Origin of the sequence: Granulicella aggregans, from assembly GCF_025685565.1 — a bacterium.
In the GTDB taxonomy this organism is placed as follows: domain Bacteria; phylum Acidobacteriota; class Terriglobia; order Terriglobales; family Acidobacteriaceae; genus Edaphobacter; species Edaphobacter aggregans_B.
This window is the reverse complement of the sequence record NZ_JAGSYE010000006.1, coordinates 133,086-159,494: the sequence shown is the minus strand read 5'-3', so window position 1 is coordinate 159,494 and position 26,409 is coordinate 133,086. Positions and strand designations below refer to the sequence as shown.

General features: G+C 59.9%; 26 protein-coding genes and 2 tRNA genes. 16 read left to right on the top strand and 12 right to left on the bottom strand.

Annotated elements, in window-relative coordinates; translation table 11 throughout:
* The first annotated feature begins 353 nt into the window (after nucleotides 1-353).
* On the top strand, nucleotides 354-725 hold the full coding sequence (locus OHL18_RS22105; protein WP_263377050.1) for an FtsB family cell division protein: 372 nt from the start codon (nucleotides 354-356) through the stop codon (nucleotides 723-725).
* Between the two features lie 27 nt (nucleotides 726-752).
* Here the strand turns inward: OHL18_RS22105 and OHL18_RS22100 are convergent, their stop codons facing one another.
* Nucleotides 753-1,526 (bottom strand): hypothetical protein, encoded by a 774-nt coding sequence (locus tag OHL18_RS22100; protein WP_263377049.1) that lies wholly within the window; start codon nucleotides 1,524-1,526, stop codon nucleotides 753-755.
* A gap of 327 nt (nucleotides 1,527-1,853) precedes the next feature.
* Between OHL18_RS22100 and OHL18_RS22095 the strand changes: the two genes are divergently transcribed.
* On the top strand, nucleotides 1,854-2,495 hold the full coding sequence (locus tag OHL18_RS22095) for a flavin reductase family protein (protein ID WP_263377048.1): 642 nt from the start codon (nucleotides 1,854-1,856) through the stop codon (nucleotides 2,493-2,495).
* A gap of 21 nt (nucleotides 2,496-2,516) precedes the next feature.
* Here OHL18_RS22095 and OHL18_RS22090 read toward each other — a convergent pair whose 3' ends face one another.
* A complete protein-coding gene (locus OHL18_RS22090) occupies nucleotides 2,517-3,359 on the bottom strand; it encodes an ABC transporter ATP-binding protein (RefSeq protein ID WP_263377047.1) in 843 nt (280 codons plus the stop codon).
* Nucleotides 3,360-3,385: 26 nt separating this feature from the next.
* Nucleotides 3,386-4,168, bottom strand: a complete 783-nt coding sequence (locus OHL18_RS22085) for an MlaE family ABC transporter permease (protein WP_263377046.1) — start codon at nucleotides 4,166-4,168, stop codon at nucleotides 3,386-3,388.
* A 148-nt stretch (nucleotides 4,169-4,316) separates the two neighbouring features.
* Here OHL18_RS22085 and OHL18_RS22080 point away from each other — a divergent pair, with 148 nt between their 5' ends.
* From OHL18_RS22080 to hpnE, 4 genes are read left to right on the top strand one after another with little or no spacing between them, the layout of a single operon-like run.
* Nucleotides 4,317-5,423, top strand: coding sequence for a zinc-dependent alcohol dehydrogenase (locus tag OHL18_RS22080; RefSeq protein WP_263377066.1), 1,107 nt, complete (start codon nucleotides 4,317-4,319; stop codon nucleotides 5,421-5,423).
* Complete coding sequence (gene hpnC, locus OHL18_RS22075) at nucleotides 5,420-6,370, top strand: squalene synthase HpnC (protein ID WP_263377045.1); 951 nt, start codon at nucleotides 5,420-5,422, stop codon at nucleotides 6,368-6,370. Before OHL18_RS22080 ends, hpnC begins: the two co-directional genes overlap by 4 nt.
* A gap of 14 nt (nucleotides 6,371-6,384) precedes the next feature.
* A complete protein-coding gene (locus OHL18_RS22070; RefSeq protein WP_263377065.1) occupies nucleotides 6,385-7,299 on the top strand; it encodes a phytoene/squalene synthase family protein in 915 nt (304 codons plus the stop codon).
* Nucleotides 7,296-8,696, top strand: a complete 1,401-nt coding sequence (gene hpnE, locus OHL18_RS22065) for a hydroxysqualene dehydroxylase HpnE (RefSeq protein ID WP_263377044.1) — start codon at nucleotides 7,296-7,298, stop codon at nucleotides 8,694-8,696. The genes OHL18_RS22070 and hpnE overlap by 4 nt, the downstream gene beginning before the upstream one ends.
* Nucleotides 8,697-8,767: 71 nt before the next feature.
* On the opposite strand, the gene OHL18_RS22060 is transcribed toward hpnE, so the two are convergent.
* The 8 genes from OHL18_RS22060 to OHL18_RS22025 all read right to left on the bottom strand — a co-directional run bounded on the left by OHL18_RS22060 (nucleotide 8,768) and on the right by OHL18_RS22025 (nucleotide 17,304).
* The gene (locus OHL18_RS22060; protein ID WP_263377043.1) at nucleotides 8,768-9,157 is read right to left on the bottom strand and encodes an EamA family transporter; all 390 of its coding nucleotides are present in this window, start codon (nucleotides 9,155-9,157) and stop codon (nucleotides 8,768-8,770) included.
* The gene (locus tag OHL18_RS22055; protein ID WP_263377042.1) at nucleotides 9,154-9,582 is read right to left on the bottom strand and encodes a DMT family transporter; all 429 of its coding nucleotides are present in this window, start codon (nucleotides 9,580-9,582) and stop codon (nucleotides 9,154-9,156) included. The genes OHL18_RS22060 and OHL18_RS22055 overlap by 4 nt, the downstream gene beginning before the upstream one ends.
* Nucleotides 9,583-9,653: 71 nt before the next feature.
* Complete coding sequence (hpnJ, locus tag OHL18_RS22050) at nucleotides 9,654-11,138, bottom strand: hopanoid biosynthesis associated radical SAM protein HpnJ (RefSeq protein WP_263377041.1); 1,485 nt, start codon at nucleotides 11,136-11,138, stop codon at nucleotides 9,654-9,656.
* 81 nt (nucleotides 11,139-11,219) lie between these two features.
* Nucleotides 11,220-12,638, bottom strand: a complete 1,419-nt coding sequence (locus OHL18_RS22045) for a TolC family protein (protein WP_263377040.1) — start codon at nucleotides 12,636-12,638, stop codon at nucleotides 11,220-11,222.
* Between the two features lie 14 nt (nucleotides 12,639-12,652).
* Nucleotides 12,653-13,627: a tetratricopeptide repeat protein gene (locus OHL18_RS22040; protein ID WP_263377039.1), complete on the bottom strand. Its 975-nt coding sequence runs from the start codon at nucleotides 13,625-13,627 to the stop codon at nucleotides 12,653-12,655.
* A 1-nt stretch (nucleotide 13,628) separates the two neighbouring features.
* Nucleotides 13,629-14,870, bottom strand: coding sequence for an efflux RND transporter periplasmic adaptor subunit (locus OHL18_RS22035; RefSeq protein WP_263377038.1), 1,242 nt, complete (start codon nucleotides 14,868-14,870; stop codon nucleotides 13,629-13,631).
* Between the two features lie 85 nt (nucleotides 14,871-14,955).
* Nucleotides 14,956-16,833 carry a single-stranded-DNA-specific exonuclease RecJ gene (recJ, locus tag OHL18_RS22030; protein ID WP_263377037.1) on the bottom strand — a complete coding sequence of 626 codons (1,878 nt, stop codon included), beginning with the start codon at nucleotides 16,831-16,833 and terminating at the stop codon, nucleotides 14,956-14,958.
* A gap of 6 nt (nucleotides 16,834-16,839) precedes the next feature.
* Entirely contained in the window at nucleotides 16,840-17,304 is a 465-nt protein-coding gene (locus OHL18_RS22025) for a hypothetical protein (RefSeq protein ID WP_263377036.1), read from the bottom strand.
* Nucleotides 17,305-17,455: 151 nt separating this feature from the next.
* Here OHL18_RS22025 and OHL18_RS22020 point away from each other — a divergent pair, with 151 nt between their 5' ends.
* The 10 genes from OHL18_RS22020 to OHL18_RS21975 all read left to right on the top strand — a co-directional run bounded on the left by OHL18_RS22020 (nucleotide 17,456) and on the right by OHL18_RS21975 (nucleotide 25,104).
* The gene (locus OHL18_RS22020) at nucleotides 17,456-17,734 is read left to right on the top strand and encodes a DUF507 family protein (RefSeq protein WP_263377035.1); all 279 of its coding nucleotides are present in this window, start codon (nucleotides 17,456-17,458) and stop codon (nucleotides 17,732-17,734) included.
* Nucleotides 17,731-18,006 carry a DUF507 family protein gene (locus tag OHL18_RS22015; protein ID WP_184221679.1) on the top strand — a complete coding sequence of 92 codons (276 nt, stop codon included), beginning with the start codon at nucleotides 17,731-17,733 and terminating at the stop codon, nucleotides 18,004-18,006. The genes OHL18_RS22020 and OHL18_RS22015 overlap by 4 nt, the downstream gene beginning before the upstream one ends.
* A 169-nt stretch (nucleotides 18,007-18,175) precedes the next feature.
* Nucleotides 18,176-18,252 (top strand) — tRNA-Glu (locus OHL18_RS22010).
* A 58-nt stretch (nucleotides 18,253-18,310) separates the two neighbouring features.
* Nucleotides 18,311-18,387 (top strand) — tRNA-Glu (locus tag OHL18_RS22005).
* Nucleotides 18,388-18,571: 184 nt separating this feature from the next.
* Nucleotides 18,572-19,771 carry a GGDEF domain-containing protein gene (locus OHL18_RS22000; protein WP_263377034.1) on the top strand — a complete coding sequence of 400 codons (1,200 nt, stop codon included), beginning with the start codon at nucleotides 18,572-18,574 and terminating at the stop codon, nucleotides 19,769-19,771.
* 7 nt (nucleotides 19,772-19,778) lie between these two features.
* On the top strand, nucleotides 19,779-20,819 hold the full coding sequence (locus OHL18_RS21995) for a SphA family protein (protein ID WP_263377033.1): 1,041 nt from the start codon (nucleotides 19,779-19,781) through the stop codon (nucleotides 20,817-20,819).
* Between the two features lie 292 nt (nucleotides 20,820-21,111).
* Nucleotides 21,112-22,038: a GGDEF domain-containing protein gene (locus tag OHL18_RS21990; protein ID WP_263377032.1), complete on the top strand. Its 927-nt coding sequence runs from the start codon at nucleotides 21,112-21,114 to the stop codon at nucleotides 22,036-22,038.
* 4 nt (nucleotides 22,039-22,042) lie between these two features.
* Entirely contained in the window at nucleotides 22,043-23,356 is a 1,314-nt protein-coding gene (gene miaB / locus OHL18_RS21985; protein ID WP_396275087.1) for a tRNA (N6-isopentenyl adenosine(37)-C2)-methylthiotransferase MiaB, read from the top strand.
* Nucleotides 23,356-23,892, top strand: coding sequence for a bifunctional nuclease family protein (locus OHL18_RS21980; protein ID WP_263377030.1), 537 nt, complete (start codon nucleotides 23,356-23,358; stop codon nucleotides 23,890-23,892). Before miaB ends, OHL18_RS21980 begins: the two co-directional genes overlap by 1 nt.
* Nucleotides 23,893-23,922: 30 nt before the next feature.
* Nucleotides 23,923-25,104, top strand: coding sequence for a glycosyltransferase family 9 protein (locus OHL18_RS21975; RefSeq protein ID WP_263377029.1), 1,182 nt, complete (start codon nucleotides 23,923-23,925; stop codon nucleotides 25,102-25,104).
* Here the strand turns inward: OHL18_RS21975 and aroA are convergent, their stop codons facing one another.
* Complete coding sequence (gene aroA / locus OHL18_RS21970) at nucleotides 25,105-26,403, bottom strand: 3-phosphoshikimate 1-carboxyvinyltransferase (RefSeq protein WP_263377028.1); 1,299 nt, start codon at nucleotides 26,401-26,403, stop codon at nucleotides 25,105-25,107. It abuts the gene before it with no gap.
* Nucleotides 26,404-26,409 lie beyond the last annotated feature (6 nt).

Sequence of the window (26,409 nt, the reverse complement as noted above, 5' to 3'; positions counted from 1 at the left end):
GCGTGCTTGAACTCGATTCGATCCGAAAGCGGTTACCCCGCGTAGTCGACAGGGCTGATACCCGGAAAGTCTTCAGCCAGTCCGGTGTTGCCCAAAGGCACGGCCGGGATGCCGAAGAGAAGACGCAACGTCGCCTTCAAGCATAGCAAGCCCACGGCCTGGTATGCACCATAATCCTCCGTCCTGCTGCGTACCCTGGAAGGAGCGGGCGTCAACCTTCGTGCTAGGTCAAATTGGGGCGCTTTCCAGCCGCCCGGTGAAAGGCCAGTTAGCTTTGTGGTTCCGGCAGTGTCCGGGAGACAAGATCAAATTGGAAGTTTCACGAAGGAATCTATACTTGTCATGCGGAGCCCATGCTTAACAAGTCCCATCCCGGAAGCCGGCTGGCGTCGGTTGCACGTACTGCGAAGAGCCTCTACGCCGTGCGCCGCAGGATTGCGACCGTGGCGGCTGCGGCCTTGACCATAGGGCTTGGGTATCACGTGGTCTTCGGCCGCAATGGCCTTTTCGTGTATCAGCAGAAGCGTATGGACACGCGAACCCTGGATGGGGAACTGCACACGTTACAGCAGGAAAACGACCGGCTGAAGATCCATGTGGACCGTCTGCAGTCGGATCCGGATGCGATCGAACACCAGGCGCGTGAAGAGCTGCACTACACCCGTCCGGGTGAGGTCATCTATACGCTTCCGGCTCAGACGCCACCCGAAAAGACAAGCAAATAGTGGGAGCTGGCCGTCTCGCTGCAATGTTTAGGGCGTCGGTTTCTTCTTTCCGTGAATGTGCCGCCGGATATCGGGATAAAACTCGATCAGCAGAGCTCCGAACGACCCCTCTGCGGTGACCTCCATGCCTTGTTCGACCGTAAGGGCAAACCCTCGCTCGGCACGCGGGTAATATAGATTCGAAATTCCCCCGGATACCAGGTTCCCGAGGACGTTGGAGTAGTTCGGCTGCAGCTTGCCGTTGTCACCTCTTGCAACGACGGTCGTCGAGAGCGAATAGAGGAATCGCTTCTTGAAGGAACCTGTCCCCATGCGGTAGTACCTGGGGTCCTGGTGGAGAAGGACTGGCAATACGCCGTTTCCGATGATCGTTCCGTTGAACTGATCCACGTAGTTTGCACCATACCGCTCGCCGAAACCGGCCCATCCCTGTCCATAGCCATGGTGGGTTCCGTTCGGGTCGATGGAGCTGTGGGAGTCCGTCGCCTGTCCATACCCGGAGGTGATGAAGGCCAACCCAAACTGGTACGGGTCGACAGCGCTGCGGAACGCCGCGCGCATCTTCTGCCCGGGGCTAAGCGGAAGAGCCGTGCCGCCAAGAACAGCATTGAAGTTCGGAACCACGCCGGCCATGCGCTGATGAAGCTGCCGCTGGAGCTGCTCTTCAGAGAGCTTCTTCTTCTCTTCCTCGGTAAGAGGATGATCGGGATCTGGGGCTGGCACCTGTTCGCTGGAAGAAGCCGGTGGTTGGGAGCTCTGAGGTTCTTCGACCAAGGAGTCCGCCATGAGAGGAGCTGCCAACTGTGGTTCGGGCGCTTCTGGAAGCGATCCCGAGGCAAGAACGGTTTGTGCAGGCGAAGTCTGGCAAGAGGGCGCTACCGGATATACCAGCACGATAGCGATCGCTGAGACAAGGAACATACGGCGGGGATTGATAAAAATCACTCTTTGACTGTACCTGAACGGCTCCCTTAGAAGACGGGGAAACCCGGGCAGAAGACGCAAAGGAGCCCTTCGTGTCCGTCTGATGGAAGTCTGTGGAGTCTCGAATCAATCGCAGAAGGGTTGAGTCCGTAAGATGGGAACAGCGCAAGAGATTCATTGCGCCGTACTTAGGGGGACCGAGAGATGCACTTTTTCATAGCGGAGATGGCACCAAACCAGATCTACAACCTGCTGATCGGGCTGGTGGCGCCGCGGCCCATCGCGCTGGTGACGAGCATGAACGAAGAAGGCAGAGTGAATGCCGCTCCGTTCAGCGCCTACAACTATCTCTGCACCGATCCGCCGGTGGTTGGGCTTGGTGTCATGAATCGCCCGGGCGGCAAGTTCGTTCCCAAGGACACCGCGAGAAATATCCGCCGAACCCGCGAGTTTGTCGTGAACGTGGTGACCGAAGACATCGCGCACCCGATGAACATCTGTGCGACCGACTTTCCCGAAGAGGTGGATGAGCTGGAGATGGCCGGTCTGGAGACTGCGCCGTCAAAAGTAGTGAAGGTGCCTCGCATCAAGCAGGCCCATGCCGCGCTGGAGTGCGAGGAGTTCACCTCGATGGAGATAGGGAATTCGCGGATCATCCTGGGCAAGGTGGTCGCGATGTATGTGGAGGACAAGTTCGTCGATCCGGCTGGGCCGTACATTCTGGGCGAAGAGCTTCACGCTATAGGCAGGATGAATGGCCTTGGCTCTTACGTTAAGACACAGGACGCATTTTTTACGATGCCCCGTATTCCGTACAGCGAATGGCAGAAGGGGCGGCGGGAGTAGCTCTCCAGAGATGCGACGGGACTAGGAGAGATATTCTTTCAGCCAGGGGTCATCGGAGTGGACCAGCTCTTCCGTGGAGCCGTCGAAGACGATGCGCCCCTCGTTGAGAACGAGGAATCGCGTGCTGGGTACGATTCCGTTATTGGGCAGTTTCTCCATGTGCCCGGTCTCGGTGTTGAACTGGTAGGTTGCGAGCGTGAAAGCGTCCTGGAGGCGGTGCGTGATCAAGAGCGAGGTGGTGTGAGAGACGTCCCGCTGCTTCACCACTAACTCGACGATCGTGGTTGAGGTGATGGGATCGAGACCGCCGGTGGGTGAGTCGTAAAGGATCAAATCGGGCTTGGTGATGAGTGCACGCGCGATGGAGACGCGGCGGCGCATACCGCCCGATAGCTCCGAAGGGAACTTTGAGATCGCCTTTTCCAGTTCGACGAAGCGGAGGGATTCCACCACCCGCTTGTGCGCTTGCTCTTCGGGAACCTTCTCTTCGTTCAGGCGATAGGCGACGTTTTCTTCCACCGAGAGTGAGTCGAAGAGCGCTGACTCCTGAAAAACCATGCCGATCCGCGACCGCAGCTTGTAGAGGTCGTTCTCGCTCATCTTCGTCACATCCTGCCCGAAGACCTTGATGGAACCCGTATCCGGCTTGAGCAGGCCGTTAGCGAGCTTCATCAGAACCGACTTGCCGCAGCCTGCCGGACCCAGGATGATCCGCGTCTCACCGGGCATCACACTGAACGAGATCTTCTCGAGTACCGGCTTGATGTCGAAGATGATGGAAACGTCTTCGAAGACGACCACGGGCTCGGCGCTGCTTGCAGCGGTAGCCGGTTCCGTCTTGTCCAAAGTCACTGAATTCGCCATCGTCCGCCGTCTGACACTGCCAAGGTCTATTGATTGCCAAAGATGCCGATCATCGCGCGGCTTACCAGGAAGTCCACGATGATGATGAAGACGGAGGAGACGACGACAGCTTGCGTCGTCGAACGACCGACGCCTTGAGTTCCGCCCTTGGTGGTCATGCCGAAGTAGCAGCCGACGGTCGCGATGATGAAGCCTGAGAAGAGCGGCTTGACCAACCCCTGCGTCACTCCCGCGTAGGTCAGCGAGCGATAGGAGGTGTGGAAGTAGGACGAAAAATTCAGACCGAGCATGGTCACGCTGACCAGGGCGCCGCCCGCGATTCCCACTGCGTCGGAGACGATGGTCAGGAAGAAAAGCATGAAGACGGTGGCCATCAGTCGAGGGGTGACTAGTTTTCGAACTGGATCGGTGCCCAGCGCGCGCATGGCGTCGATCTGCTCGGTGACCTTCATGGAGCCCAGCTCCGACGCCATTCCCGACGCGTTGCGGCCGGAGATCATCAGTCCGGTCAGCACCGGCCCGAGTTCCTTGACCATCGAGAGCGCGACCAGGCTACCGGTCATGCTGATCGCACCGAAGGCCTCAAGCGAGCTTGCTGATTGGAGAGCGAGCACGCAGCCGGTGAAAAATCCGGTCAGAATGACGATCGGCATCGACCCGACGCCGATGGAATCCATCTGGGTGAAGACGTCATCCCAGTAGTGCGGGCCGGTAAAGATATTCGCGACCGCCTGTCCCGTTAGCAGGGAATACTCCTGCACGGCTGCGACACGTTGTTTGAGAAACACGTCTGGGGAAACGAAAGGCATAGTCTGGCTCAATGTATCAGATGCAGTTTCCTTTCGGGCGACTTCAGCTGGGGAGCGGATTTTCTCTGATCAAATCGCTCGGCACACGGCATGGCACATCTCCAGGCCCATCGGTGAGAAAATCAAGAGAATGAGAACGTCGAATCAAATGCTCGCAGCGGTGCTGTATGGCAAGGAAGATCTCCGGTTGGAACGGGTTCCCGTTCCGTTGCCGGAGGAGGGAGAGATCGTAGTCCGTGTCGGGGCGGCGCTGACCTGCGGTACGGACCTGAAGGTCTATCGTCGCGGTTACCACGCGATGATGCTGCAGCCGCCCATTCCCTTCGGTCACGAGCTGGCCGGAACGGTCTCCGCCGTTGGAGAGGGCGTTACACGATTTTCTATAGGCGACCGTGTCGTCGCGTTGAACTCCGCGCCTTGTGACGTGTGTTTCTTCTGCGAGCACGACCAGCAGAATCTCTGCGAGGACCTGCTGTTCAATAACGGTGCCTACGCGGAGTACATCCGGGTTCCTGCGAGGATCGTCGAGAAGAACACACTACGTATTCCCGAGGGAGTTGCCTTTGAGCACGCCGCTCTGACCGAGCCTTTGGCCTGCGTGGTTCGCGGCCTGGAGGAGACCATGGCGCGGCCCGGTGACACGATGGTGGTCGTAGGTGCAGGGCCTATCGGGCTGATGTTCATGCACGCGGCAGAACTGGCGGGCATCAACGTAATTGCCGTGGTCAAGCGAGAAGACCAGATCGCATCGGCGAAGCTCTTTGGGGCCTCTCAGGTGGTGCAGATCCACGATCGGATCGATACGGTTGCCGCCACACGTGCGTTGACTCCGCAGCAGCGCGGCGGGGACTCCGTGATTGAAGCGGTCGCCACTCCCATGACGTGGGGATGGGCCGTCGATATGGTACGCAAGGGCGGGACCGTGAACTTCTTCGGCGGGCCACCTTCAGGGACGCGCGTCACGCTCGATACGAACCGCCTGCACTACGGCGACATCACGCTGAAGGCCAGCTTCCATCACACCCCAGCCGCCTGCCAGACAGCGTTCGAACTCATCACAAGCGGTCGCTTCAAAGCGTCGGAGTATATTACGGGCCGGGCGTCGCTTGCTGACGTCCCGCAGCTCTTCCACAAGATGCTGACTCGCTCCCGCGGAGCGTCACGGCTGGAGATCAAGACGGCGATCTTCCCTGGCAGCGAACTATTAGAGAGCCCCGCACGGGCTGAGTCGGTACTGGTGGGAGCCGCACGATGAGCTCGCCGGCAGAGCTAGCCGTTTCCGTACATGGCAATCTTGAAGGCGCTTCGCCGCAGTACCTCATGCCCGCTGTGCGGCCTACGCTGACTGAGGCGAAGCTGTGGTGCCGCAATCTAGCTACTACGCACTACGAAAACTTCCACGTTGCGACGTGGTTCCTGCCCAAGGCAGTGCGTCCACACTTCGAGAGTGTTTACGCGTACTGCCGCGTATCAGACGATCTTGGTGATGAGGTCGCCGATCCGCAGACCGCACTTCGCCTCCTCGATGAGTGGGGAGCTCTGCTCGACGAGTGCTACGACGCGCCTGCACAATCGCGGCACCCAGTCTTTGTCGCGCTGCATGAGACCATCGTGGAACACAACCTGCCGCGTCATCTCTTTCACGATCTGCTGGCCGCCTTTCGGCTCGACCAGACGAAGACGCGCTACGAGTCGCTTGCCGAGCTGAATGCGTACTCGCATGACTCGGCAAATCCCGTGGGAAGACTCGTCCTGCTGATCTCCGGCCACCGCGAAGAGTCGCTCGCTCTGCTCTCCGATAAGATCTGTACCGCGCTGCAACTCGCAAACTTCTGGCAGGATGTGGTCGAGGACTGGGAGCGTGGCCGTCGCTATCTGCCTGCCAATCTGATGACGCAGTTTGGCGTAACCGACGACGATATTGCTGCACGCCGGTTTACGCCGCATTTTCGAGCGCTGATGCAGCATCTCGTTACGTACACACGAGAGATGCTGCTCGAGGGAAGCGCGATCAGCCAGCATGTTGATCGCGAGCTTGCGACCACTCTGGATCTCTTCCGCAAAGGCGGCGAGTCTATCCTGGACGCGATCGCCGCGCAGGACTTCAACACGTTGAAGAGCCGCCCGGAGGTCTCGAAATCACGCAAGCTTCAACTGCTCGCAGGGGCGGTCTGGGGCAAGCTGCTTGGAGCGAGATCGTGAACGCACCTGTCTCCATGGAGCCGCCTACTTTGGAGATCGCCGCGGCCTACGCGGTCTGCGAGGCTATCGCGAAGCGCGAGGCGAAGAACTTCTACTACTCCTTCCGCGTTTTGCCGCGAGCCAAGCGCGACGCCATGTGCGCGATCTACGCCTTCATGCGCCGGGCCGATGACCTCTCCGACGACGAGACCTTCTCCATCGAAGTTCGTCGCGTGATGATGGACGAGTGGATCGCTGCATGGAGGCGATCCACGCTCGAAGACACAGACCCGGTCTTCGTCGCGGTGCGTGACACACAGGCCCGCTTCGGCATCTCGGACGATCTGCTCGAGCAGCTTGTGCAGGGCACGACGATGGACCTCTACCCGGACGAGACAGATGACGGCCAAATAAGCGGCTATGCCGACTTCGACGCACTCTATCGCTATTGTTATCTCGTCGCATCGGTGGTTGGCCTCGTGTGCATTCGGATCTTTGGTTACTCAGACGCGCGCGCCGAGAAGTTTGCCGAAGAGACCGGCATAGCCTTCCAGTTGACGAACATTCTTCGCGATGTGAAGGAAGACGCCGAACGCGGGCGCTCCTATCTCCCGCTCGACCTCATGGCGGGATATGGGCTCACCTTCGACCGGTTGCAAGTACTCTCCTCGGGAGAACTGCCGGTTGAGAATGATCGCCAGATGCTGCGCGCTCTTGGCGAAAAAGCTGAGGTCTACTACGGCTCGGCGCAGCAGTTGCTGCCTCTGATCGACCGCGACAGCCGCGCGGCGTTGTGGGTGCTGGTGACCATCTACCGCCGTCTGCTGGAGCGCATCATCGCCGCGGACTATGATGTCTTCAGCGAGCGTGCCTCGGTGCCGACTGCGCAGAAGCTGACGATTCTCGCGCAGGGAGTTCTGCTGTCCTTCAGGAACCGAATCTTCGGATGAGCGGAGCGATTCAGCGTGACGTAGTCGTTGTCGGTGGTGGGCTTGCGGGAACTGCCGCTGCGCTTGCCCTGTCGCAAGGCGGAGCGGGCACCAGTGGCAACAGCATCACCGTGCTCGACCGGCGGCCGACGCTGGGCGGACGTGCCTACTCTTATCCGCATCCTGCGCTCGAAGAGGTTATCGATTCGCAGCACGTCATCCTGGGCTGTTGCACAAACTTGATTGATCTGTTCGAACAAGCTGGTGCGGCAGACACGATCCGCTGGTACGACGAACTCTTCTTCCTCGAGCCCAATGGCAATAGGACGCGGCTTGCACCTGGATCGCTGCCCGCGCCGTCGCATCAGACGATGAGCTTTCTGCGTGCCCCGATGCTTGGGCTTGGTGACAAGATAGGCATCGCACGTGGACTGATGGAGTTTTTGCGTGGCTATCCGGCCTCGGATGCAGAGAGCTTTGCGGCGTGGCTGAAACGAACGCATCAGACTGAGCGGGGGATTCGCCACTTCTGGGAGCCGGTCGTGGTTGGAGCCCTGAACGATGGCTTCGACAACTGCTCGACGAAGTATGCAGGCAAGGTCTTCCACGAATCGTTTCTACGGTCGCCGCAGGCCGGTCGCCTTGGGATTCCCGCGCTGCCGCTTAGCGAGTGGCTCGCGCCACTGACGGATCTGGCGCAATCGCGTGGTGTCGATGTGCGCCTGAAGACCGGCATGACAGCGCTTGAACAGATTGCCGGAGATCGCTGGCGCGTCACGACCGATGGCGCAGACTTCGAGACGAGTAACGTCATTCTGGCGGTGGACTTCAAGCAGACGCAGGGCATCCTGCGCGGACTGCCGGATGGCGCTCCCATCGCCTCTGGATTCGACCACTTTATCGCTGCGCCCATCACTACGATTCATCTCTGGTACGACCGTGAGGTGATCGATGTAGACCATGCCGTCCTGCTCGATACGCGTATTCAATGGATCTTCACCAAGTCACGAATACGTCGCTGGCCGGCTTCGCGCGGGACTTATCTTGAGCTGGTGATCAGCGCGTCTTGGCCGGAGTTGAAGATGGGGAGGGAAGCGATACTCGCATCCGCCCTTGAAGAGCTAGCAATGTTCTTTCCGGCGATTAAGACCGCACGGCTGGTGAAGTCGAGCGTGTTGAAAGAGGCTCGCGCAACGTTTTCGGTGACGCCAGGGCTTGATCATTACCGGCCCACGCAGAAGACGCAATGGCCAGGGCTCTTTCTTGCTGGAGACTGGACCGCGACCGAGTGGCCATCAACGATGGAGGGGGCTATACGGGGTGGGAGGCTCGCGGCCGGAGCGATTGTGGGGGATGCTGCTCGGTATCTTTCTGCAGAGCTTCCGGCTACGGGGTTGATGCCGCTGCTGGTTCGTTAGCTCGTGCGTTCTACGTCCCACCCATCGCGAGAAGCAACGGCGCGATGGATGGGGCACCCTGGCTTAAGTCGTTACTTCGCTAGAAGAACGACGCCTGCGGTGACGAACGCGGCGGAGATCCAGCGGCGTTTGTCGACGTTCTCGTGCAGGAAGAACTTCGCCGCGAAGGCGTTGCCAATGTAGGTGATCGCCGCGCTTGCCGGGGTCGCGAGCGAAACATCGACGACACTCAAGGTGAACAGCAGCGAGAAGAAACTCACAGCCATGGAACACACACCGAGCAGAAACATTGGGTTGGTAACGACCGCCTTGACCGCGCCCAAAATTCCCGATTTCGCCCGGATCAGGTCGAGATCGCCAATGCGACGCATCGCGCCCGCAGTGAGGATATCTCCCGCAATCGCCGAGACCGCGACAACGCCAATCAGAGCCCATTTCTCGGCCACGCCGACGGTCGTCATACCTCCTCCATCTCTTTCTCTGAGGGCTTTGGCGGATGCTCGGTGAGCGATGGCCCGTTCGCGACGAACCCGACACCGCAGACGATCAGCATGATTCCCAGCCAGCGATAAAGAGAGATCGTCTCATGCTGCCAAAACTTCGCCAGCAACGCGATGACTACGTAGCTGAAGGCGGTGGAAGGGAGGACGAAGGTGAGGTCGGCCCAGCTCAATGCGGTAAGGTAACTTGCGAAGTATCCGATGAGCAGAAGGATTCCACCGATGATCCAGGGGTTCTTCATTGCGACGAGCAACAGTCCGAGATGATGCGCCGATACGGGCCCAACCTGCGCCATGCCATGCGACAGCATCGTGTCGCCGACCGATACGGTCAGCATCACGGCGAGCAGGATCAGGTAACGCCGGAATGAGAGGGTGTGCTTCATTTTCCTTCGAGCAAAATCAGAAAGGCGGCCAGCAGACTTGCTGACCGCCTCTTCGTTGGAGTTCGTGAACGCTACGCGTTCATGCTGACCGATTCCTGAGCCTTCACTGCGTTGGCTTCCTTCGCAGCGCGGGCAGCCTTGTTGCGCTGCGAGCGGAGCTTCATGAAGCTAACGGCCTCGGTGTAGAGGCGGGGCACATCGCGGTTGACGATCGCCTGCCACACCACGCGGAAGGCCGCCTTGGGGCGGAAGTAGTACTCGTCGTAGAACTTGTGCACCATCTCCATCACGTACTCGACGGGAAGGCCAGGGTATTCGATGTGCGCCATCTGGTGGCCGCCATCGTCGCTCATCGCTTCGTTGGTAATGAAGTTGTTGGCCTTCGCGTAGTCGAAGAACTCCGTACCAGGGAAGGCGTGCGCAATCGAGACCTGGATCGTCTCGCAATCGAGCTGTTTCGCGAACTCGATCGTGTTGCGGATCGACTCCTTCGTCTCTCCGGGCAGGCCGAGGATGAAGTCGCCGTGGATGACCAGGCCGAGTTTGTGGCAGTCACGGGTGAAGTCGAGCGCGCGCTGAACGGTCGCACCCTTCTTGATGTTCTTCAGGATCTGCTCGTCGCCGGACTCGTAGCCGACGATCAGCAGGCGGCAGCCCGCTTCCTTCATTGCCTTCAGGGTCTCGTAGTCCGTGGTGACGCGCGAGGTGCAGGACCACGTCAAGCCAAGCGGCTTCAGCTTCTCGCACAGCTCGACCGTGCGGGCGCGCTGGATATTGAAGGTGTCATCGTCGAAGAAGAACTCTTTTACGTGCGGGAAGAGTTCCTTCGCCTGCTTCATCTCTGCAGCGACATCATCTGTAGACCGCTTGCGCCAGGCGTGGCCCGAGAGCGTCTGCGGCCACAGGCAGAAGGTGCACTGAGCCGGGCAGCCGCGTGTCGAGTAGAGAGACACATAAGGGTGTAGCAGGAAGGGAACCGAGTACTTGGTGACATCGAGATCGCGATGGTAGATCTCGGTCGCCCAGGGCATCTCGTCCAGCTCTTCCGGAGTGACCTGCGGACGATCTGCGTTGTGCTGGATGACACCGTTTTCCTTGTAGCTGACGCCAAGGATCTCTGCAAGAGGCTTGTGATTCGCGAACTCCACGACGGAGAAGTCGAACTCGCGGCGGCAGATAAAGTCGATTGCCGGGCACTCATTCAGCGCCTTGTCTGGTGAGGTGGTCACCGGAGGTCCGACGAAGGCAATCTTGATCGACGGATAGGTTTGCTTGATGACCTCGGCCATCTTCTGGTCGCCCTCCCAGCCCATCGTGCTGGTGAAGAGGACGAGGAACTCGTAGTCCTTAAGGATTTCGACCACATCCTGCCAGCTGAGGTGGTGCGGCGGAGCGTCGACGAGGCGAGAGCCTTCGAGCATGCCGGCGGGATAGGTGAGCCATACCGGGTACCAGTAGGATTCGATCTCACGTGTCGCGGGCCAGCGGGAGCTGGCTCCACCATCAAATTTCTCAAAGGAAGGCGGGTTCAGAAAGAGTGTCTTAAGTGGCTTCATCGCTACCTCATAGTTTACCACTCCGTTAGCCCTTGGAGCCGCGAAGCGTTGGTTGTTGGAAGGGTATCGCCGCTGAGTCGCTTAGGGCGTGACCGAGCCTGAACCAGGCACGATCGTCGTAGACGCAGCTGGCGCAACCGAATTCGCCTCCAGGTGCTTCACCCAGCTTTCAAGCTGTCCGGTCTGGCGCATCAGGTTGATCTGCGCCTGGTTCAGCTGGAACTCCGCTTCAAGCAGATCGATCGCCCGAGCGCGTTCCTGCAGGCGGGCGTTCTGTTCATCCTTGGGAGTCATTAGCGGCCCTCCAACACTCCCGTGCTCCGCCGAAAGCTGCGCCAGCACAATATCAAGCTGCTCCTGCGCAAGTTCGCGGTCGATGCCGGCCAGATCGCTACGCGCTTCAAGCTCGCTGGCGCTGTGCTGCAGACGTGCGCGGCCCTCAAGGAACTGGCTGCGTTGCCCCTCCGCCTCGAACTGCGCCCGCTTTGCTTCGGCGGCGGACTCGCGGGCACGGTCGTCATGGAGACGGTCGTAGAGCGGGATCGTGATCTGGATGCCGATGGACGCAGCGCTTTCGCTCTTTTGCTTGAATCCGGGATAGTAATCGACGTAGTTCGTCTGACTGGTGCTGATGCGGCTGTAGTTCGCTCCGAAGCTCAGCTGCGGACGGAAGCGGTATCGCGCTTCGCCGAAGGCCACAAACTGCTTACTGCGCGCGGTCTCCTCGGCGGCCTTTATGCCGTAGCTGTCCGGCGCATCGCCGGTCAGTGTCGAGATCGCGGGAAGCGTCGGAATCGACGCTGTTACCGAGCTGAGATGATTTCCGGGAAGCCCGATGAGACGAGACAGGTGGTCGGAGAGACCGGCGATTTGGTCGTCGATCTGGAGCAGCTGAAGGTGGACCTGGGCTGCGGTGCGCTTCGCCTTCAAGAGTTCGATTCGCGTATCGCGGCCGGCATCCAGCCTCTCCTGCACGATTTTGGTGAGGTTGGAGGCGAACTCGTACTCCTGGGACATCGCGCCCCGGCGGCGCTGCGCGTTGTCCAGGTTCAGGTAAGTTACGGCGACATCCTCGGTCACCTGGTCGCGAGACTCTTCAGCTGCCAGCAGGGCAGCCTGCAGTCCCGCCGCCGCTGCGCGTGAATTGTCGCGCTGGGCGAAGTTGAAGATCTGCGATTGACTCGCCAGGCTGAAGACGACGGGAACGCTCAGCGGAACTCCGGTGGAGGTTCCATATCCTCCATTCACGCTGACGCCCGGGATGAAGGCGTCACGCGTGGTGGCCAGTTGGGCACGGGCCTTCTCCACGGTCGCTTCGGCGGCTTTGATCTTTGGATCGCTCCGAAGCGCAAGGTCCATGGCCGAAGAGAAAGAGATCTGCGCCTGCGCGGCGACACACGGCACAAAGAGAGCCGCGGTGGCCAGTAGAAATGATGGGAAGCGGAGCATCGATCGTCGCCGGCCTCTCTGTGTCATGCTGCGTGTGCGGCTGAATTTCATGGTATCTCGATTAGTTAGCGTGCCTGCAGAGCTTTGCGAGCGGGAGCATACTCGGAGGCAAGGGCAAGTGCCGCCTCGTACTCGCGGCGCGCGCCTTCTGAATCACCGGATTTGGCAATCAGATCGCCCAGTTGCACATGCACCCGCGCTGCGGGTGCGTTGTCGGATCTTGCCGGTGAGGTGAGGTAGCTGGAAAGTAACTCCCGCGCCAGTTGCGGCTCGCGATTACAGGCGGTGAGAACGCTGGCCGCATCGACGATGGCTGAGTCTTTCGCCCGGTCCATCCGCACGAGCGTCCTGACCGTCGATACTGCCTCGTCGCACTGCTTGCGGCGCTGGTAGAAGCCGGCAACGTCGATCAATGTCTGAGGCGTTCGCTGAGCTTCGAAGGCGCGCTTGAACTCCGCCTCCGACGTTTCGTAGTCATCGCGCTTCTCGGCGATCATCGCCAGCAGCCTGTGGGCCTTGGTTGCGGAGACGGGCTGCATTCGTAGGACGAGGCGGTCAGCCTTGTCGAGTCCGCCGCCAACGATCGATGGCGCGCCAACGTAATACTCTCCAAGATCGCTGAGGGCGGAGACATTCTTCGCGTCAACCTGGGTTGAGCGCTCAAACGATGCTACTACCTTCTTGGCGATACGGAATGCGGAGATCGGATTCGCGCGTGAAGCCTTGAGACCGTAGGCTCGCCCAAGCCACATCAGGTTCTCGCTTAATAACGCGTCGTCAGAACGCGTGTCGGCGACAGCAGCCTCGCACTCTCCGATAGCACGGTCGGCAAGCTCCTCCGAGTAAAACGCTCTGCACAACATCTGGTGAAGTACGGCGTCGTGAGGATGCATCTTGAGATCACTCCGGAGTTCCAATGCCGCTTCGTCGACCCGGCCTTGATTCAAGGCTGTCGTCGCGTGGACGACATCCGCTACCGCGGTGAGACGGAGGAGAAAGAACATCGCGAACAGCGAAATCGTGGGGAGCCGGTAAGCCATGTTATTCGACGATTTTTACGGGCAAGCCGTTGGAGAGTTCGCTGTCGCTGGTGGCACTGAGAGCAACGACATCCTTATCGCTCAGACCGGAGATGATCTCAACCCGGGTCAGGTTGACGACTCCAATCTGGACTGCTGTGCGCACCAGTTTGTTGTTGACGACACGAAAGACATAGTCTCGCGGCCCATCGGTATGCAGAGCCTCACGGGGGATGCTCAACACGTCGCTGCTGTGGGAAGTCGTCACAGTCACGGTGACATTTGTGTTCGGCAGTAGGTCACCCTGCGCATCGTCGACGGTAATCAGGCACTCGCCGACGTTACGCGTGCCGTAGGTGATGACCGTAGAAGGAACCTGGTCGATATGGCCATGCCAGGTCTTCAGCGGCTTGGCGGGCCATACAATCGTTACCTTCTGACCGATGGCGAGCTTACCGATCTCCGGCTCGTCAAAGTAGGCGCGAACCTGGATCTGGTTGAGGTCGGCGATGTCGAGGAGGTCCTCACCTGCGGGAACATAGTCGTACTCGGCCACGGGCACGGAGTAGACGGTGCCCGCAAAAGGCGCGCGGATATTCGCCAGAGCGTAGCTGCGTTCCGCCGCAGCCTGGTCCGCCTGAGCATTCACAAGCTGTTGCTGCGCTCGCTCGAGCTCTGAAGGGCTGTAGCGGCGTTCGCTGCGCGCCTGAAGGCCATCAAGAGTGCTTGTTGCCGCCTGCAGGCGCTGTTGCGCGGCGGCTACTTCCGCCGCAGAGGCTGCGCCCTTCTGTTGTAGCTGCTGTAGCGCCGCAAGCTCAGTAGCCGCCTGCTGCTTCTGAGACCTTGCACGCTCCAGGTCGCCGGATAAGGCGAGACGTTCTTCCTGCGTCCCATTATGTTGCGTTGCGTCGAGCCCAATCTTCGCCGTACTGATCGATACCGCCGCGCCGGCCAGACGTGACCGGATATCGGTGTCATCCATCGTCACGAGGAGAGCGCCGGCTGGGACTTTGTCACCAACCTGCACGTACAGCCGCTTCACTACTCCCGGAAAGGCGGCGTGGGCCTGGTACTCGTGGATCGGCTCCACCTTGCCGTTCGTAGAGGTCGAGCTCTCAAGGCTCTGGCGGCTCACCGTCGACGCGCGGATGACAACGCGATCCTTCGTCTTCCAGCGAATGAAGAGAATCGCCGCTACGAGCAGGGCAGCTGCGACGATCCAAATTACATAGGAGTTGCGGTGCGTCTTTTCGTTTGCAGGCATCGTCGGGTCTTCAGTATATAAGACGCTTCCGCTCCACCAAGGGAGCAAGTTTTTTCGTTACAGTATGTTGCGAAGTCGGGCTGGGTTACTCCCTCGATCCAGCTGCGATGCTGAGATCTACCAACTCCAGTTCCAGACCGGCAAATCGCCCGTTTGTATTTCGCCGGACATAATAAGCGACATCGAGCCGTGAGCCTCGATTGAGTTCGAGAAGCCGGCATCTCTCAGGCCAATCGATATTCCGGCTCCAACCCATAGCGCTCATAGAGCCTCCGCCACTTCGTTCGATCTGCAGGCAGATATGCCGGTCCTTGATGATTCGGGGTGCGCTCGCGAGAGCCACGCCGCGGCTCACAAAGAGCGGCTCAGGATTGCCATTGCCGAACGGAGCGCAGCGCGAAAGCCAGGCTTCAAACTCATCGGTTACTTCAGAAAAATCCAGCTCAACATCGAAGTGCAGCGATTCGACCAGAGCCTCTGCCGCGAAGTGGACTCCTGCGATGGCCGCCATGCGCTCTCTTAGATCGGCAAGCCGGTCTGAGGGTAGAGAGAACCCTACTGCGTGCGCATGACCGCCGAATCGCGTGAACACTGGCTCGACGCCGTCGCCGGGCTCATGGGCTGCTGTCAGCGCATCGAGCAGATGGAAGCCCTCGATCGATCGTCCTGACCCGTGAGCCTGTCCGTCATCGTGAGTCATCACGAGGGCAGGCCGCCCGGTCCGATCGACTACCCGCGATGCAAGAATTCCCAGCACGCCCCGATGCCACTCGGCATCGTCTAGGATGATGCAGTCGGCGGGGAACTCGCCCGTCACAGCCTTCATGACGGCAAGCTGCGCCTCGATGCTCTCAAGCGCCTTGGCCTCCGTTGCGCGCCGTTCGCTGTTCAGCCGGTCCAGCTTCTCTGCAAGCTCCTGGGCAAGCTCCGGATCGCGTGTAAGGAAGAGTTCTACCACGTCGCTTGCGACGTCCATGCGTCCGGCCGCGTTGATCCGAGGGGCCAGCCGGAAGCCAACTTCAGTCGCAGTGGGAGGACGATCAAGCGGGATCTGTGCGACCTGCATCAAAGCCCGCAAGCCTGGCTGGACCGGGTTGCGAAGCTCGCGAAGCCCAAGCGCGGCGATCACGCGGTTCTCACCGACCAGCGGGACTGAGTCAGCAATCGTGGCAATCGCAACCAGCTTGAGGAACGATGGAAGAATCTTGTTTTCCAAGCGTTCGCGCTCGGTCGCGGTATGCGCTACAGCCGACATCAGAGCGTAGGCCAACTTGAAAGCAACTGCCGCTCCGCAGAGCGACTTGAAAGGGTAGGGGCAATCGGCCTGCGCGGGGTTGATGACGGCGAGAGCTTCAGGAATCCCAGCTACGTCGTCCGGAAGATGGTGGTCGGTCACGATCAGGTCGAGGCCGAGAGCCTTCGCTTCCTCCGCTGCCGCAAAGGCCCGGATGCCAGTGTCCACGCTGATCACCAGCGACACGCCTGCGATCGAGGCATCCCCAAGGACCTTGGCCTGCATGCCATAGCCTTCGCGGATGCGATGGGGGACGTGATATCGCACCTGCGCCGGGCGATCTGTGGGCGCAATGCGCTCGATGGCTGTCTTCAGAAGGACCGTGGCTGTCGTGCCGTCCACGTCGTAGTCGCCGTAGATGAGGATGATCTCGCCATCCGCCACCGCCCGCTGAATCCGCGCAACGGCTGTTGCCATTCCCAGCAGTAACCGAGGATCGTGAAGCTCTTCGATGCTGGGATGAAAGAACCTGTGCGCTGAAGAGACGGCTGAAACTCCGCGTGATACAAGAAACTTCGCGATCGGAAGCGGACAGCAGAACTCCTGCGCCAAAGCTTGCGCCGCGGCTTCATCGATATCGCGAGCGATCCAACGGACCGCTCGCTGCGCGGAACTCAAAGTGGCCGTTTCAGGCCCTTCCGTACTCAGGGCGCCAGCTTCATCGTTCATCGCTGCTTAGTCGTCGCCTTCACCGTCGTCGACGACGATGCCTCCAAGATCCGTCACCGCTTCGAGCAGCTCCTGAAAGCGCTCGTACCACGGCGTCGAAGTCTCGAAGAGAAACATCACGCCCTGGTGGGCGAAGCCGAGTTGAAGGTAGCCCGTCTTGCCGACGTGCTTCACCAGTGCCTGTGCGTCCTCGAACTCCTGGCCATCGTCATCCGGATAGCTCTGGTCGCGCAACTGCTCGAGCAGGATGGCGATGTCGGTCTTCTCGAGCACAACCTCGCTCATCGTCACGAAAGGAGAGTTCGCCGCCTTCGCGTGCTCCACAAAGACCTTCCAGGCGTCCGCGTCGTCTTCTTCAAAGAGGACGGTCGGCACCTCTTCGGTCACATAGCCATTCAGCCGCCTCATGCCGTGTCCGGCGATGAAGGCAATCATGTCGTCTTTAACTGAGATCAGGTTATCGGTCTGCATCAAGCAACTATTGTCGCAGAAAGAGTGCTGGAGCGCCTATGGAATTGGCCCATCCTCTAAGGAGCTTCTGCGCCAGCAGGAGGAAATCAGGGGCCAGAACCCAGCTCTCCGCGCAGGTCCTTTAACGCATCGTGTATCCTGAGAAAAAGCGATGATTTTTTCTAAAGATTATGTAGGTTACCTGGCACGGCAGACGGTCAAGCATCTCGTTGAAGCGAAGATGATTGCGACCACCAAGCCTGCCGTTTTGAACGAGCGCGTGACGATGGCCATGGTCGAGGAACTCTCCCTCGAAGACCGCATCAACGAAGAGGTCCGCGTCATCCTTGAAGCCTTCCAGGATGACATGCGCAAGACCGGCGCAAGCTACCCGGAGATGTTCAAGAAGGTCAAGAACGAGCTGGCCCGCAAGTACAAGGCGGTGCTATGAGAATCTCTCGCGACAAACTGAACAAGCTTGCCCACACGGTCGCCGACTCGCTCGCCGAGATCCCCGAGTGCGACTTTCTCGAAGATCGCAACACCATCCGGCAGGAGGCCCGCAAGGCCCTCGAAAAGCTGCTGATGGAAGAGACCAAGATCGACGCAGCCGCTCGGATGAAAATTTCCTCGCAGCGCAAGATCATCGTCGAAGGCTCGCAGGAGTGGGACATCCTCTACCGTAAGTACTACAACGACGAGGTCAAGAAACTCGGCCTGTAATAGGCCGAACCAAGATACGTCATCTCGACCGAAGCATCGCAGTTTCATCGCGATGCGCAGCGGAGAGGCCTCCTTATTTCGTACTTGCTTCTGTCTTTCGCTCTCCGCCCTAAGCAGACATTTTCTGATACACTTAGGCTATCGCGGCGAAGAGATGTTTCTTCTGTTTGGCGTCATGGTGTAACTGGTTAACACGCCGCCCTCTCAAGGCGGAGAGTCCGGGTTCGAGCCCCGGTGACGCTACCAAATCCTGATCCCCCTCTAGATTTGAAGATGCGAGTTCCAAGCAATGCCGAAGCAATTTGGCGCCATGGTGTAACTGGTTAACACGCGGCCCTTTCAAGGCTGAGAGTCCGGGTTCGAGCCCCGGTGGCGCTACCAAACGAAACACAATTGACCAAGGTTGTAGACGCGATCACCATCGCGGACTGATACGTATCCGCTGTTATGCCGATGGCACTACACAGATGGGTAATGTCCTGCGTCGCAAGGTCGATACGGTACTCATGTCTGTCGCACAAGGGACAAAGAGGGGTACCAGTTGCCAGAAGCGGCATCAGCCAGGATGTTGTCGGAAGTAGAGGAAGCGCTGTCCCACAGGCGCTACCGCCTGGAGTTCATTCCGCGTCTGGAGGCCGCCTATCAGGCTGCTCGAGGGCCAGCACGCAACAAGGCAATCGCAAAGTATCTGGTCGTCTATATGGCGGCCAAGCTGTTGTTTCTTTATGCGAACCTGCGAGTCGGCTCGCAAGTGTTCCGGATCTCCATGGAGTTGAGGCTGGGCATCGTTCTGCCGCTCACCCTGCTGGCGGTATACCTTCTACTTCGGCCGATGCCTGCCTGGATACACGGAGTGGCAGCCTTCGCTCCTTTGATTGCGGAGACGGCGCTGGTCATCCTCCTGGGCAGGCTTTCGGGCTCGGCACTCACAGACAAGTACGTGATCGCGGCCGGGGTGGGGATCTTTGCACAGACGCTGTTGATGCAGGCTCCGTTCCGATACTGCGTCCGAGGTCTCGTGGTTGCGCTCACCGTATTTCTTGCTCTGTGCCGTGTGCGGTGGGCAGGACACTTCGGTCCGCCGATCGCGGTGGACGAGATAGTCTTCGTCGTCGTCTTCAGTCTGCCCGCGCTCTACGAGCGGTACAACCGGGAACGTGCTGGTAGACGCGAGTTCCTGCTGGGCGAGACCAACCGGCTTCGGACAGAAGACATTCTGCGAATGAACGCGCATCTGGAACGGCTTTCGAGCCTGGACGGCCTTACCGGGATATTCAACCGGCGGTATCTGGATTCGGCGCTGGTGCGGCTGAGTAAGGTCGCCGTCGAAAACCAGCGCTGGATCAGCGTGCTCATGATCGATATCGACCACTTCAAGGAATTGAATGACACGACCGGACACCAGCACGGAGACTTCTGTCTGGAGCGGGTGGCGCAACTGCTTCAGCAAGGTGTTCGCGCTGGCGTAGACACCGTAGCGCGTTATGGCGGCGAGGAGTTTGTCGCCATCCTGCCGGACGCCGATGAGCAGGAGGCGATGGCTGCCGGGGAGCGACTTCGCGATTCCATCGAGTCGGCGGCGTTTCCTGGGGCGCACGGGGCGGTGGTGACCATCAGCATCGGGGTAGCTGCGTTACGCGGGGCGGCCGGGCTGCAATTCACCGCCGAAGACCTGATCGCGAGCGCCGATGACGCACTCTACGAAGCGAAGCGATCCGGACGAAACCGGGTGGTCTGTTTCGTCCGTGAGAGAGCCACGGCTTAGGAGCTCTATGAAGTTTTTTCAGCGTCGGCTTCGCCTTCTGCTTGTAGTCTTTGGGACTTTTCTTGCAGCCGGATCCATTGCGTCCCATGCCCAGGCCGCTCTTCCTGACATCGTCAAGCCACCGCCGTCCATCAACCTTGGAAGCACGAGCTTCTACGATGGCTTCGGTCGCGTGAGGCCCGGGCTCACTGTGCTCGAATACTTCCGCTGGCAACATAGCGACGAGATCAGTGACCGCGATGGCGTGGAGAGTGTGAACTTCGTCCAGCCAAGGATCGACAGCTTTCCCTCGTTGACCCAGTTCATCGTCGCCTCGAAGTGGCGGCCATTCGGCGGCACTGCCGGCTTCTCGGTTCTTGTCCCGCTGGTGGGCCTGCGAACCGGGTTCGCGGCGAATAGCCCGAAGCGGCTCCCAGCGGATGAGCCCGGCTTTGGCGACATTATTGCCGGTCCAACCTATCAGTCGAAGTACTTCCTGCACGGCGCAGCCTCGCGGCCCCTGAAGCCCGGCTCGGTAGAGACGCACTCCGGGCCGTTTCTCGCCTGGCGGACGCAGTTCCTGGTTCAGATTCCGAACGGCAAGTTCGACGCCAAGAAGAGCGTCAACCCCGGGTCGGGATACTGGGCCGTGGTGCCGTATCTTGCGGCGACCTACATGCCGTGGCGCAAGCTGGAGATGAGCACTCGGCTGCACTACCAGTACAACCTGCCAACGACCAAGCTTGCCAACCCTCCGCTGATTCCTCATCTCGTCTATGTCAACGGGCAGGCAGGACAACTGGTGTATGGCAACTTCACCACCTCCTACAGAGTGACGCGAAAGCTCTACATGGGCGCGAACAGCTACGGTGTCTACCAACTCAGCCCAGACCGGACCAACGGCGTGACCGTGAGCAAGGCGCGCGAGTCGCAGTTCTATCTTGGGCCGGGCGGCGGCTTCGACTTCAGCCGGACGGACACACTGAACGTGAACCTCTACCTGAAGGTGGAGGCGCACAATACGGCGAGCGGCCCGGCTCTGCAGATGCTTTACATTCACCGGTTCTAAGCCGAATCCTACCCAAAGCCTGGAGATTCAGGGGTCGAATAAAGTCACAAGGCCTTCTACGCCGAACCCTCGGCACTCAGATGAAAGCCCATGATTCCGAAAAGATCGCTCGGCAGGCTAAACTGCCGGCCTTTTTGAGGTATTGCGGATTTTCCGGACTGTATCTAATATCGCTGTAATCCGAGACCCTTGCTGCGTAGATCTGGATCTAGGCTCAAAGTCCATCTTTGATTTAGGAGATGACTCTTCTCGAGGGTTTGTGGCCACTGTGAGGCGGAAGCCGAAGAAATCGATGCGGCGCGATGAAGTTGAGATCGCGATGAAGGTCGTCGACAATGTCGACGCCTTGCTGGGCTATTGGGATCGGGACCTGCGATGCCGGTTCGCGAATGCGGCTTACGGCGTATGGTTCGGAAGAACGCGCGACGAACTCGTCGGGCTGACGATGGAAGAGGTCCTGGGGGAACCTCTGTTCGACATGAACCACAATCATGCTCTTGCGGCCCTTGCGGGCGAGATTCAGGTTTTCGAGCGTGCGATCATGCTCCCAGACGGGAGCATTCGAAATAGCCTTGCCTCGTACATTCCAGACATCCGGGATGGAGTTGTTCTCGGGTTCAGTGTGCAAGTTACAGATGTCAGCCGGATGAAGAGTCTTGAACTTGAGTTGAAAGAGGCGAAACGCCAGGCAGAGGTGTTGGCAACTCACGACTTTCTGACCGGATTGCCGAACCGGGTGCTGCTTTCGGAGAGCATCCGGCATGCCCTAGCCGAAGTTCATCGCAAGGGCGGAAGCTTCGGAGTTGTAGCGATCGATTTTGATGGCTTCAAAGCGATCAACGACACGTATGGACACCAAGGCGGCGACAAATTTCTGCAAGAGATGGCGGCGAGGATGAAAAGTGGGATTCGCGATGGAGACACGGTGACCCGTCTCGGAGGCGACGAGTTCGTTCTATTAGTCAATGAGGCAAAGAAGAGTGAAGACGTGATGCTTACGGTTCGCCGCCTCTTCGATTCCGTAAGGCGGCCGCTTTGCCTCGAAGGGGGCAGCATGATTCCGAGCTTGAGCGCAGGCATCGCGGTCTTTCCGGTAGATGGGGTTAGCGAGACCGAGTTAATGGCGAAAGCTGACGCTGCACTCTACGAAGCCAAGAGAAAAGGCAAGAACCGCTTTGTACTAGCTGAAAACGATGCAGATTACGCGGCGATATACTAACTGGGTGAGTAAAACCTTCTACATCGAAACCTTCGGCTGCCAGATGAACGCCCATGACTCCGAAAAAGTCATCGGCACCCTGGAGCACGAGGGCTACGCCCAGGTTCAGGACGAAGCCGACGCCGGCCTGATCCTCTACAACACCTGTTCCATCCGCGACAAAGCCGAACAAAAGGTCTTCCATCGCCTGAACGAATACAAGCGCATGCAGGGCGAAGGCAAGAAGTTTGCCGTCATCGGCTGCGTCGCCCAGCAGGAGGGCGAGAAGATCTTCGAGAAGGCCCCTTACGTCTCGATCGTCTCCGGTTCGGCCTCGTATCGCAACCTTCCCGACATGCTCGCCCGTCTCGAAGCTGGCGAAACGCGCATCACCGGCCTCGATGACCGCCAGACCAACGAGACCTTCGAGACCGAGTTCACCTCGCGCACCAACCCGCACCGCGGCTATATCACCATCATCGAAGGCTGCGATAAGTTCTGTGCCTACTGCGTCGTCCCTTACACCCGCGGCAAGGAGCGGTCGCGCACAGCGGACTCCGTCCTCGCCGAGGCCCGTCGTATCGCGGACTCCGGTTACACCGAGATTCAGCTCCTCGGCCAGAACGTGAACTCCTACGCTGACCCCTCCGGCAAGAAGTCCTTCGCCGAACTCCTTGAGGCCGTTGGAACCGTTCCGGGCATCCGCCGCGTGCGCTTCACCACCTCGCACCCGCGCCACTTCACGAAGGACATCGTCGAGGTGCTCGACGCCGTACCTACGCTCTGCGACCACGTCCACCTTCCCGTGCAGAGCGGCTCGACCGACGTACTGAAGGCCATGGCCCGCGAGTACACCCGCGACTGGTACCTCGAACGCATCGCCTGGATCAAGGCGGCGAAGCGCGAGATCAGCATTACCTCCGACATCATCGTCGGCTTCCCCGGCGAGACCGAGGAGGACTTTGAACAGACGGCGACACTGCTCGGCGAGGTCGGATACGACGCGATCTATGCCTTCAAGTATTCGCCCCGGCCCAACACGCCGGCGATTACCATGGCGGACTCCATCTCCGAAGAGCTCAAGGTCGACCGCCTGAAGCGGCTCAACGACATTCAGCGCGACCTGCAGCGCATCAGCTACAACCGTCACCTCGGCCAGACGATGGAGGTCATGGTCGAAGGCCACAATCGTCAACGCGGACAGGTCATCGGACGCAGCTCGCAGAACAAGACCGTCAACTTCACCACGACACAGCCGATCCTTCCCGCACCCGGAAGCTATGTGAACGTCCGCATCACGCAGACCTTCCCCAACAGCCTCGTCGGCGAGGCCGCCTGATGAAGCACGAGGCCAAATCTGTTGCGACGAAGTCGGCGCTTGAGGTGCCGATGGAGATCGAAGTGCAGATTCGTGGCCTGATGATGGACCCCATCACCAACATGCCCATCGTCATCCTCAAGGATGTCGAAAGCGAGATGGTGCTTCCGATCTGGGTCGGCATCTTCGAGGCGAACGCCATCGCGATCGAATTGGAGAAAACGGCGACACCGAGGCCGATGACCCACGATCTGTTGCGCGACATGACTCGTGGCCTGAATGCCAGGGTAACGAAGGTCGTCGTCTCGGAGCTGCGCGACGACACCTTCTACGCGGTCATCTGGATGGAGCAGCAGGGTGAGATCGTGGCCATCGATGCGCGGCCTTCCGATGCCATCGCACTTGCGCTACGCTGGGACTGCCCCATCTACGTCAATCGCGACGTCCTCGCCAGCTCTCGCGTGGCGGCGAACGGCACGCAGAACATCAATCCGGACGAGCTGCGGAAGTGGCTTGAAAATCTGAACGACGACGAGATGGGCCGCTACAAGATGTAGCCGGAACTACTGTACGGGGTGTAGCGGGCGATGTCTCTCAAGCAAGTGATAGCAGGCGCGGCGCTGGCGCCGGTGATGGCGGTGGAGCGCATCGTCAGGTCGGGAAACTTTCGCACCCCCGTCGAAGAAGCGCAATCCATACTGATCCTCGAGTACATGCTTCCGCTGGGATGTTGCGTTCATCTCACGCCGCTCTTCGACGCTATTCGAGCAGAGAAGCCGCACGCGGTCATCGCCGTCGCCACACGCGGGGTTGGTCTCGATGTGCTGCGACACAATGCCGCCATCGACCACTTGATCGAGACGCCTGATCCGTTGCACGAACTCCGGCCAGCAGCCAAAGCGCTTTCGTCGGAATTGACGAAGCTGCGCATTCAGCCCGATTGCATCCTGACCGGAGCTTCCGACCAGCGGACACGGATTGGTCTGATGGCGTTGCTGGCGACTGGCGGTTGGCGGGCTGGCTTCACCCAGACGCCCGCGCTGTATCACCAGCCCCTGACTGTCGACCGCGAGGTGAGCTTAATTGAGAACAACCTCCGTCTGACGGGATTACTGAAACTCGACGGCCCGACCCGCGAGCCGCGCGTCCCATTCTCCTCTCCAGACGTTGCCTATGCGGAGAAGCTTGTCCGCGAGGCCAATCCCCAGGGCCGTCCTCTGCTGGTGATGGTGAACCAGACCAGCGGTGGCCAGAGAACGGGATGGCATCGCGATCGTTTTGTCCAGATAGTCCATCACGCACGCCACGAGCTAGGTTGCGCGGTTGTCTATGTTGGGACGGCAGCCGACGCTAAGCCGATCGAAGAGATACGGCTGGCTGCCGATGAGATCGGCGTCTCCCTGGCGGGACGGACCTCCGTGACGCAGCTTGCGGCGCTGCTTGCGATGAGCGACTACGTCGTCTCGCTCGACACCGGCACGATGCATGTTGCCCGCGCGGTAGGCGTACCCATGGTGGTGCTCGCGCCTTCGTGGCAGAAGGCGATTGAGTGGATGCCTTTGGGGCTCCCGCATGTCCGTATACTGCGAGGCGAGGACCGCGATAAGGCTCCCAAGGGCTATCAACTCGATGAGATTGAAGCGAAGGACGTCATCCGGGCGCTCGGCGAGCTGATCGCGAAGTATCCCGCAAGCTGGGCTCAGCGCGCAGAGCGCGTCGAGCGCTCGCTATCGCACATCGATCACCTGCCGACGCTCTCGCCCGAATAACTAGGCCGTACAGAGCTCGCGCAGGTTGGTGAAGAACTCCGGGAAGGATATCGCGGCAGCTTCGGCTCCGTGGATCTCGGTCTCGCCTTCGGCCCTTAGCGCGGCGATCGAAAACGCCATCGCGATGCGGTGGTCGGTGCCGGAGTCGATCTGCGCGCCGTGCAGCGTCTGGCCGCCCGGGATGTCGAGGCCGTCTTCGAACTCCGTGAACTTGGCTCCCATGGCGGCAAGATTCTTCGCAACGAGCGCGATGCGGTCGGACTCCTTGACCCGCAGCTCCTTGGCGTCGCGGATGCGGATTCCGTCCCTGGTGTACGGGGCGATCGCGGCCAGAACGGGCAGCTCGTCGATGATCATGGCGGAGAGTGCACCCGTAATGTCCGCTCCCTTCAGGCCGCCGGGGGCGACGTTCACCTGGATGGTTCCAATCATCTCGCCGTGGTGCTCTTCGACGGTCAGCACCTTGAACTTCGCTCCGAGCGTGGCCAGAACATCCAGCAGAGCCGTCCGGGTAGGATTCATGCCGAGCGAGTCGAGGACGAGGTTCGAGTCCGGGAAGAGCAGCGCGGCACAGAGAAAGAAGGCAGCGGATGAGAGGTCGCCGGGAACAGTCGCGTCGATGGCTTTGAGGCCTTGGCCGCCGGGAATCGACAGTTTGTCACCGACCCGGTTCAGCGTTGCACCGAAGGCGCGGAGCGCGTGCTCGGAGTGGTCGCGGGTGCGGACAGACTCGGACAGACTTGTCGTGCCGGTGGCCTGCAAACCTGCAAAGAGAACTGCCGTCTTCACCTGGGCAGACGGAATTGGCGTGTCAAAGTCGATCGCCCGGAGGGGTCCACCGTGGATCGTGATTGGCGCGTGCCCATCGACGAGCTCCATCTTGACGCCCATCTGCGAAAGCGGCTTGCGAATGCGCTCCATGGGGCGAAGGGTGAGGGAATGGTCGCCGATCAAGGTAAATGTATGCGGGTGCGGCGCGATCAACCCCGACAGCATGCGCATCGTCGAGCCGGAGTTACCGCAGTCCAGCGCAACCGTCGGCTGGATGAACTTGCCCGCCGTTCCCGTCACCTCGATGACGCGAGCCGGGCCTTCTCCGGCGGTCTTCACCGTCGCGCCCAGCGCCTCCATGCAGGCAAGGGAACTGGCCGGGTCCGCACCGGTCGAGAAGTTCGAGAGGCGCGTCATGCCCTCGGCCAGACCCGCGAGCATCGCGTAGCGGTGGGAGATGGACTTGTCGCCGGGAACGGTGAGAGAGCCTTGCAGGGTACGGGCGGGACGGACTACTTCAATCGACATTCGTTC

What these genes read in the sequence shown, in the direction of transcription:
- OHL18_RS22105 (WP_263377050.1), top strand. Translation starts at nt 354, where the DNA reads ATGCTTAACAAGTCCCATCCCGGAAGCCGGCTGGCGTCGGTTGCACGT.
- OHL18_RS22095 (WP_263377048.1), top strand. Translation starts at nt 1,854, where the DNA reads ATGCACTTTTTCATAGCGGAGATGGCACCAAACCAGATCTACAACCTG.
- OHL18_RS22090 (WP_263377047.1), bottom strand. Translation starts at nt 3,359, where the DNA reads ATGGCGAATTCAGTGACTTTGGACAAGACGGAACCGGCTACCGCTGCA.
- OHL18_RS22085 (WP_263377046.1), bottom strand. Translation starts at nt 4,168, where the DNA reads ATGCCTTTCGTTTCCCCAGACGTGTTTCTCAAACAACGTGTCGCAGCC.
- OHL18_RS22080 (WP_263377066.1), top strand. Translation starts at nt 4,317, where the DNA reads ATGCTCGCAGCGGTGCTGTATGGCAAGGAAGATCTCCGGTTGGAACGG.
- hpnC (WP_263377045.1), top strand. Translation starts at nt 5,420, where the DNA reads ATGAGCTCGCCGGCAGAGCTAGCCGTTTCCGTACATGGCAATCTTGAA.
- OHL18_RS22070 (WP_263377065.1), top strand. Translation starts at nt 6,385, where the DNA reads ATGGAGCCGCCTACTTTGGAGATCGCCGCGGCCTACGCGGTCTGCGAG.
- hpnE (WP_263377044.1), top strand. Translation starts at nt 7,296, where the DNA reads ATGAGCGGAGCGATTCAGCGTGACGTAGTCGTTGTCGGTGGTGGGCTT.
- OHL18_RS22060 (WP_263377043.1), bottom strand. Translation starts at nt 9,157, where the DNA reads ATGACGACCGTCGGCGTGGCCGAGAAATGGGCTCTGATTGGCGTTGTC.
- OHL18_RS22055 (WP_263377042.1), bottom strand. Translation starts at nt 9,582, where the DNA reads ATGAAGCACACCCTCTCATTCCGGCGTTACCTGATCCTGCTCGCCGTG.
- hpnJ (WP_263377041.1), bottom strand. Translation starts at nt 11,138, where the DNA reads ATGAAGCCACTTAAGACACTCTTTCTGAACCCGCCTTCCTTTGAGAAA.
- OHL18_RS22045 (WP_263377040.1), bottom strand. Translation starts at nt 12,638, where the DNA reads ATGAAATTCAGCCGCACACGCAGCATGACACAGAGAGGCCGGCGACGA.
- OHL18_RS22040 (WP_263377039.1), bottom strand. Translation starts at nt 13,627, where the DNA reads ATGGCTTACCGGCTCCCCACGATTTCGCTGTTCGCGATGTTCTTTCTC.
- OHL18_RS22035 (WP_263377038.1), bottom strand. Translation starts at nt 14,870, where the DNA reads ATGCCTGCAAACGAAAAGACGCACCGCAACTCCTATGTAATTTGGATC.
- recJ (WP_263377037.1), bottom strand. Translation starts at nt 16,833, where the DNA reads ATGAACGATGAAGCTGGCGCCCTGAGTACGGAAGGGCCTGAAACGGCC.
- OHL18_RS22025 (WP_263377036.1), bottom strand. Translation starts at nt 17,304, where the DNA reads ATGCAGACCGATAACCTGATCTCAGTTAAAGACGACATGATTGCCTTC.
- OHL18_RS22020 (WP_263377035.1), top strand. Translation starts at nt 17,456, where the DNA reads ATGATTTTTTCTAAAGATTATGTAGGTTACCTGGCACGGCAGACGGTC.
- OHL18_RS22015 (WP_184221679.1), top strand. Translation starts at nt 17,731, where the DNA reads ATGAGAATCTCTCGCGACAAACTGAACAAGCTTGCCCACACGGTCGCC.
- OHL18_RS22000 (WP_263377034.1), top strand. Translation starts at nt 18,572, where the DNA reads ATGTTGTCGGAAGTAGAGGAAGCGCTGTCCCACAGGCGCTACCGCCTG.
- OHL18_RS21995 (WP_263377033.1), top strand. Translation starts at nt 19,779, where the DNA reads ATGAAGTTTTTTCAGCGTCGGCTTCGCCTTCTGCTTGTAGTCTTTGGG.
- OHL18_RS21990 (WP_263377032.1), top strand. Translation starts at nt 21,112, where the DNA reads ATGCGGCGCGATGAAGTTGAGATCGCGATGAAGGTCGTCGACAATGTC.
- OHL18_RS21980 (WP_263377030.1), top strand. Translation starts at nt 23,356, where the DNA reads ATGAAGCACGAGGCCAAATCTGTTGCGACGAAGTCGGCGCTTGAGGTG.
- OHL18_RS21975 (WP_263377029.1), top strand. Translation starts at nt 23,923, where the DNA reads ATGTCTCTCAAGCAAGTGATAGCAGGCGCGGCGCTGGCGCCGGTGATG.
- aroA (WP_263377028.1), bottom strand. Translation starts at nt 26,403, where the DNA reads ATGTCGATTGAAGTAGTCCGTCCCGCCCGTACCCTGCAAGGCTCTCTC.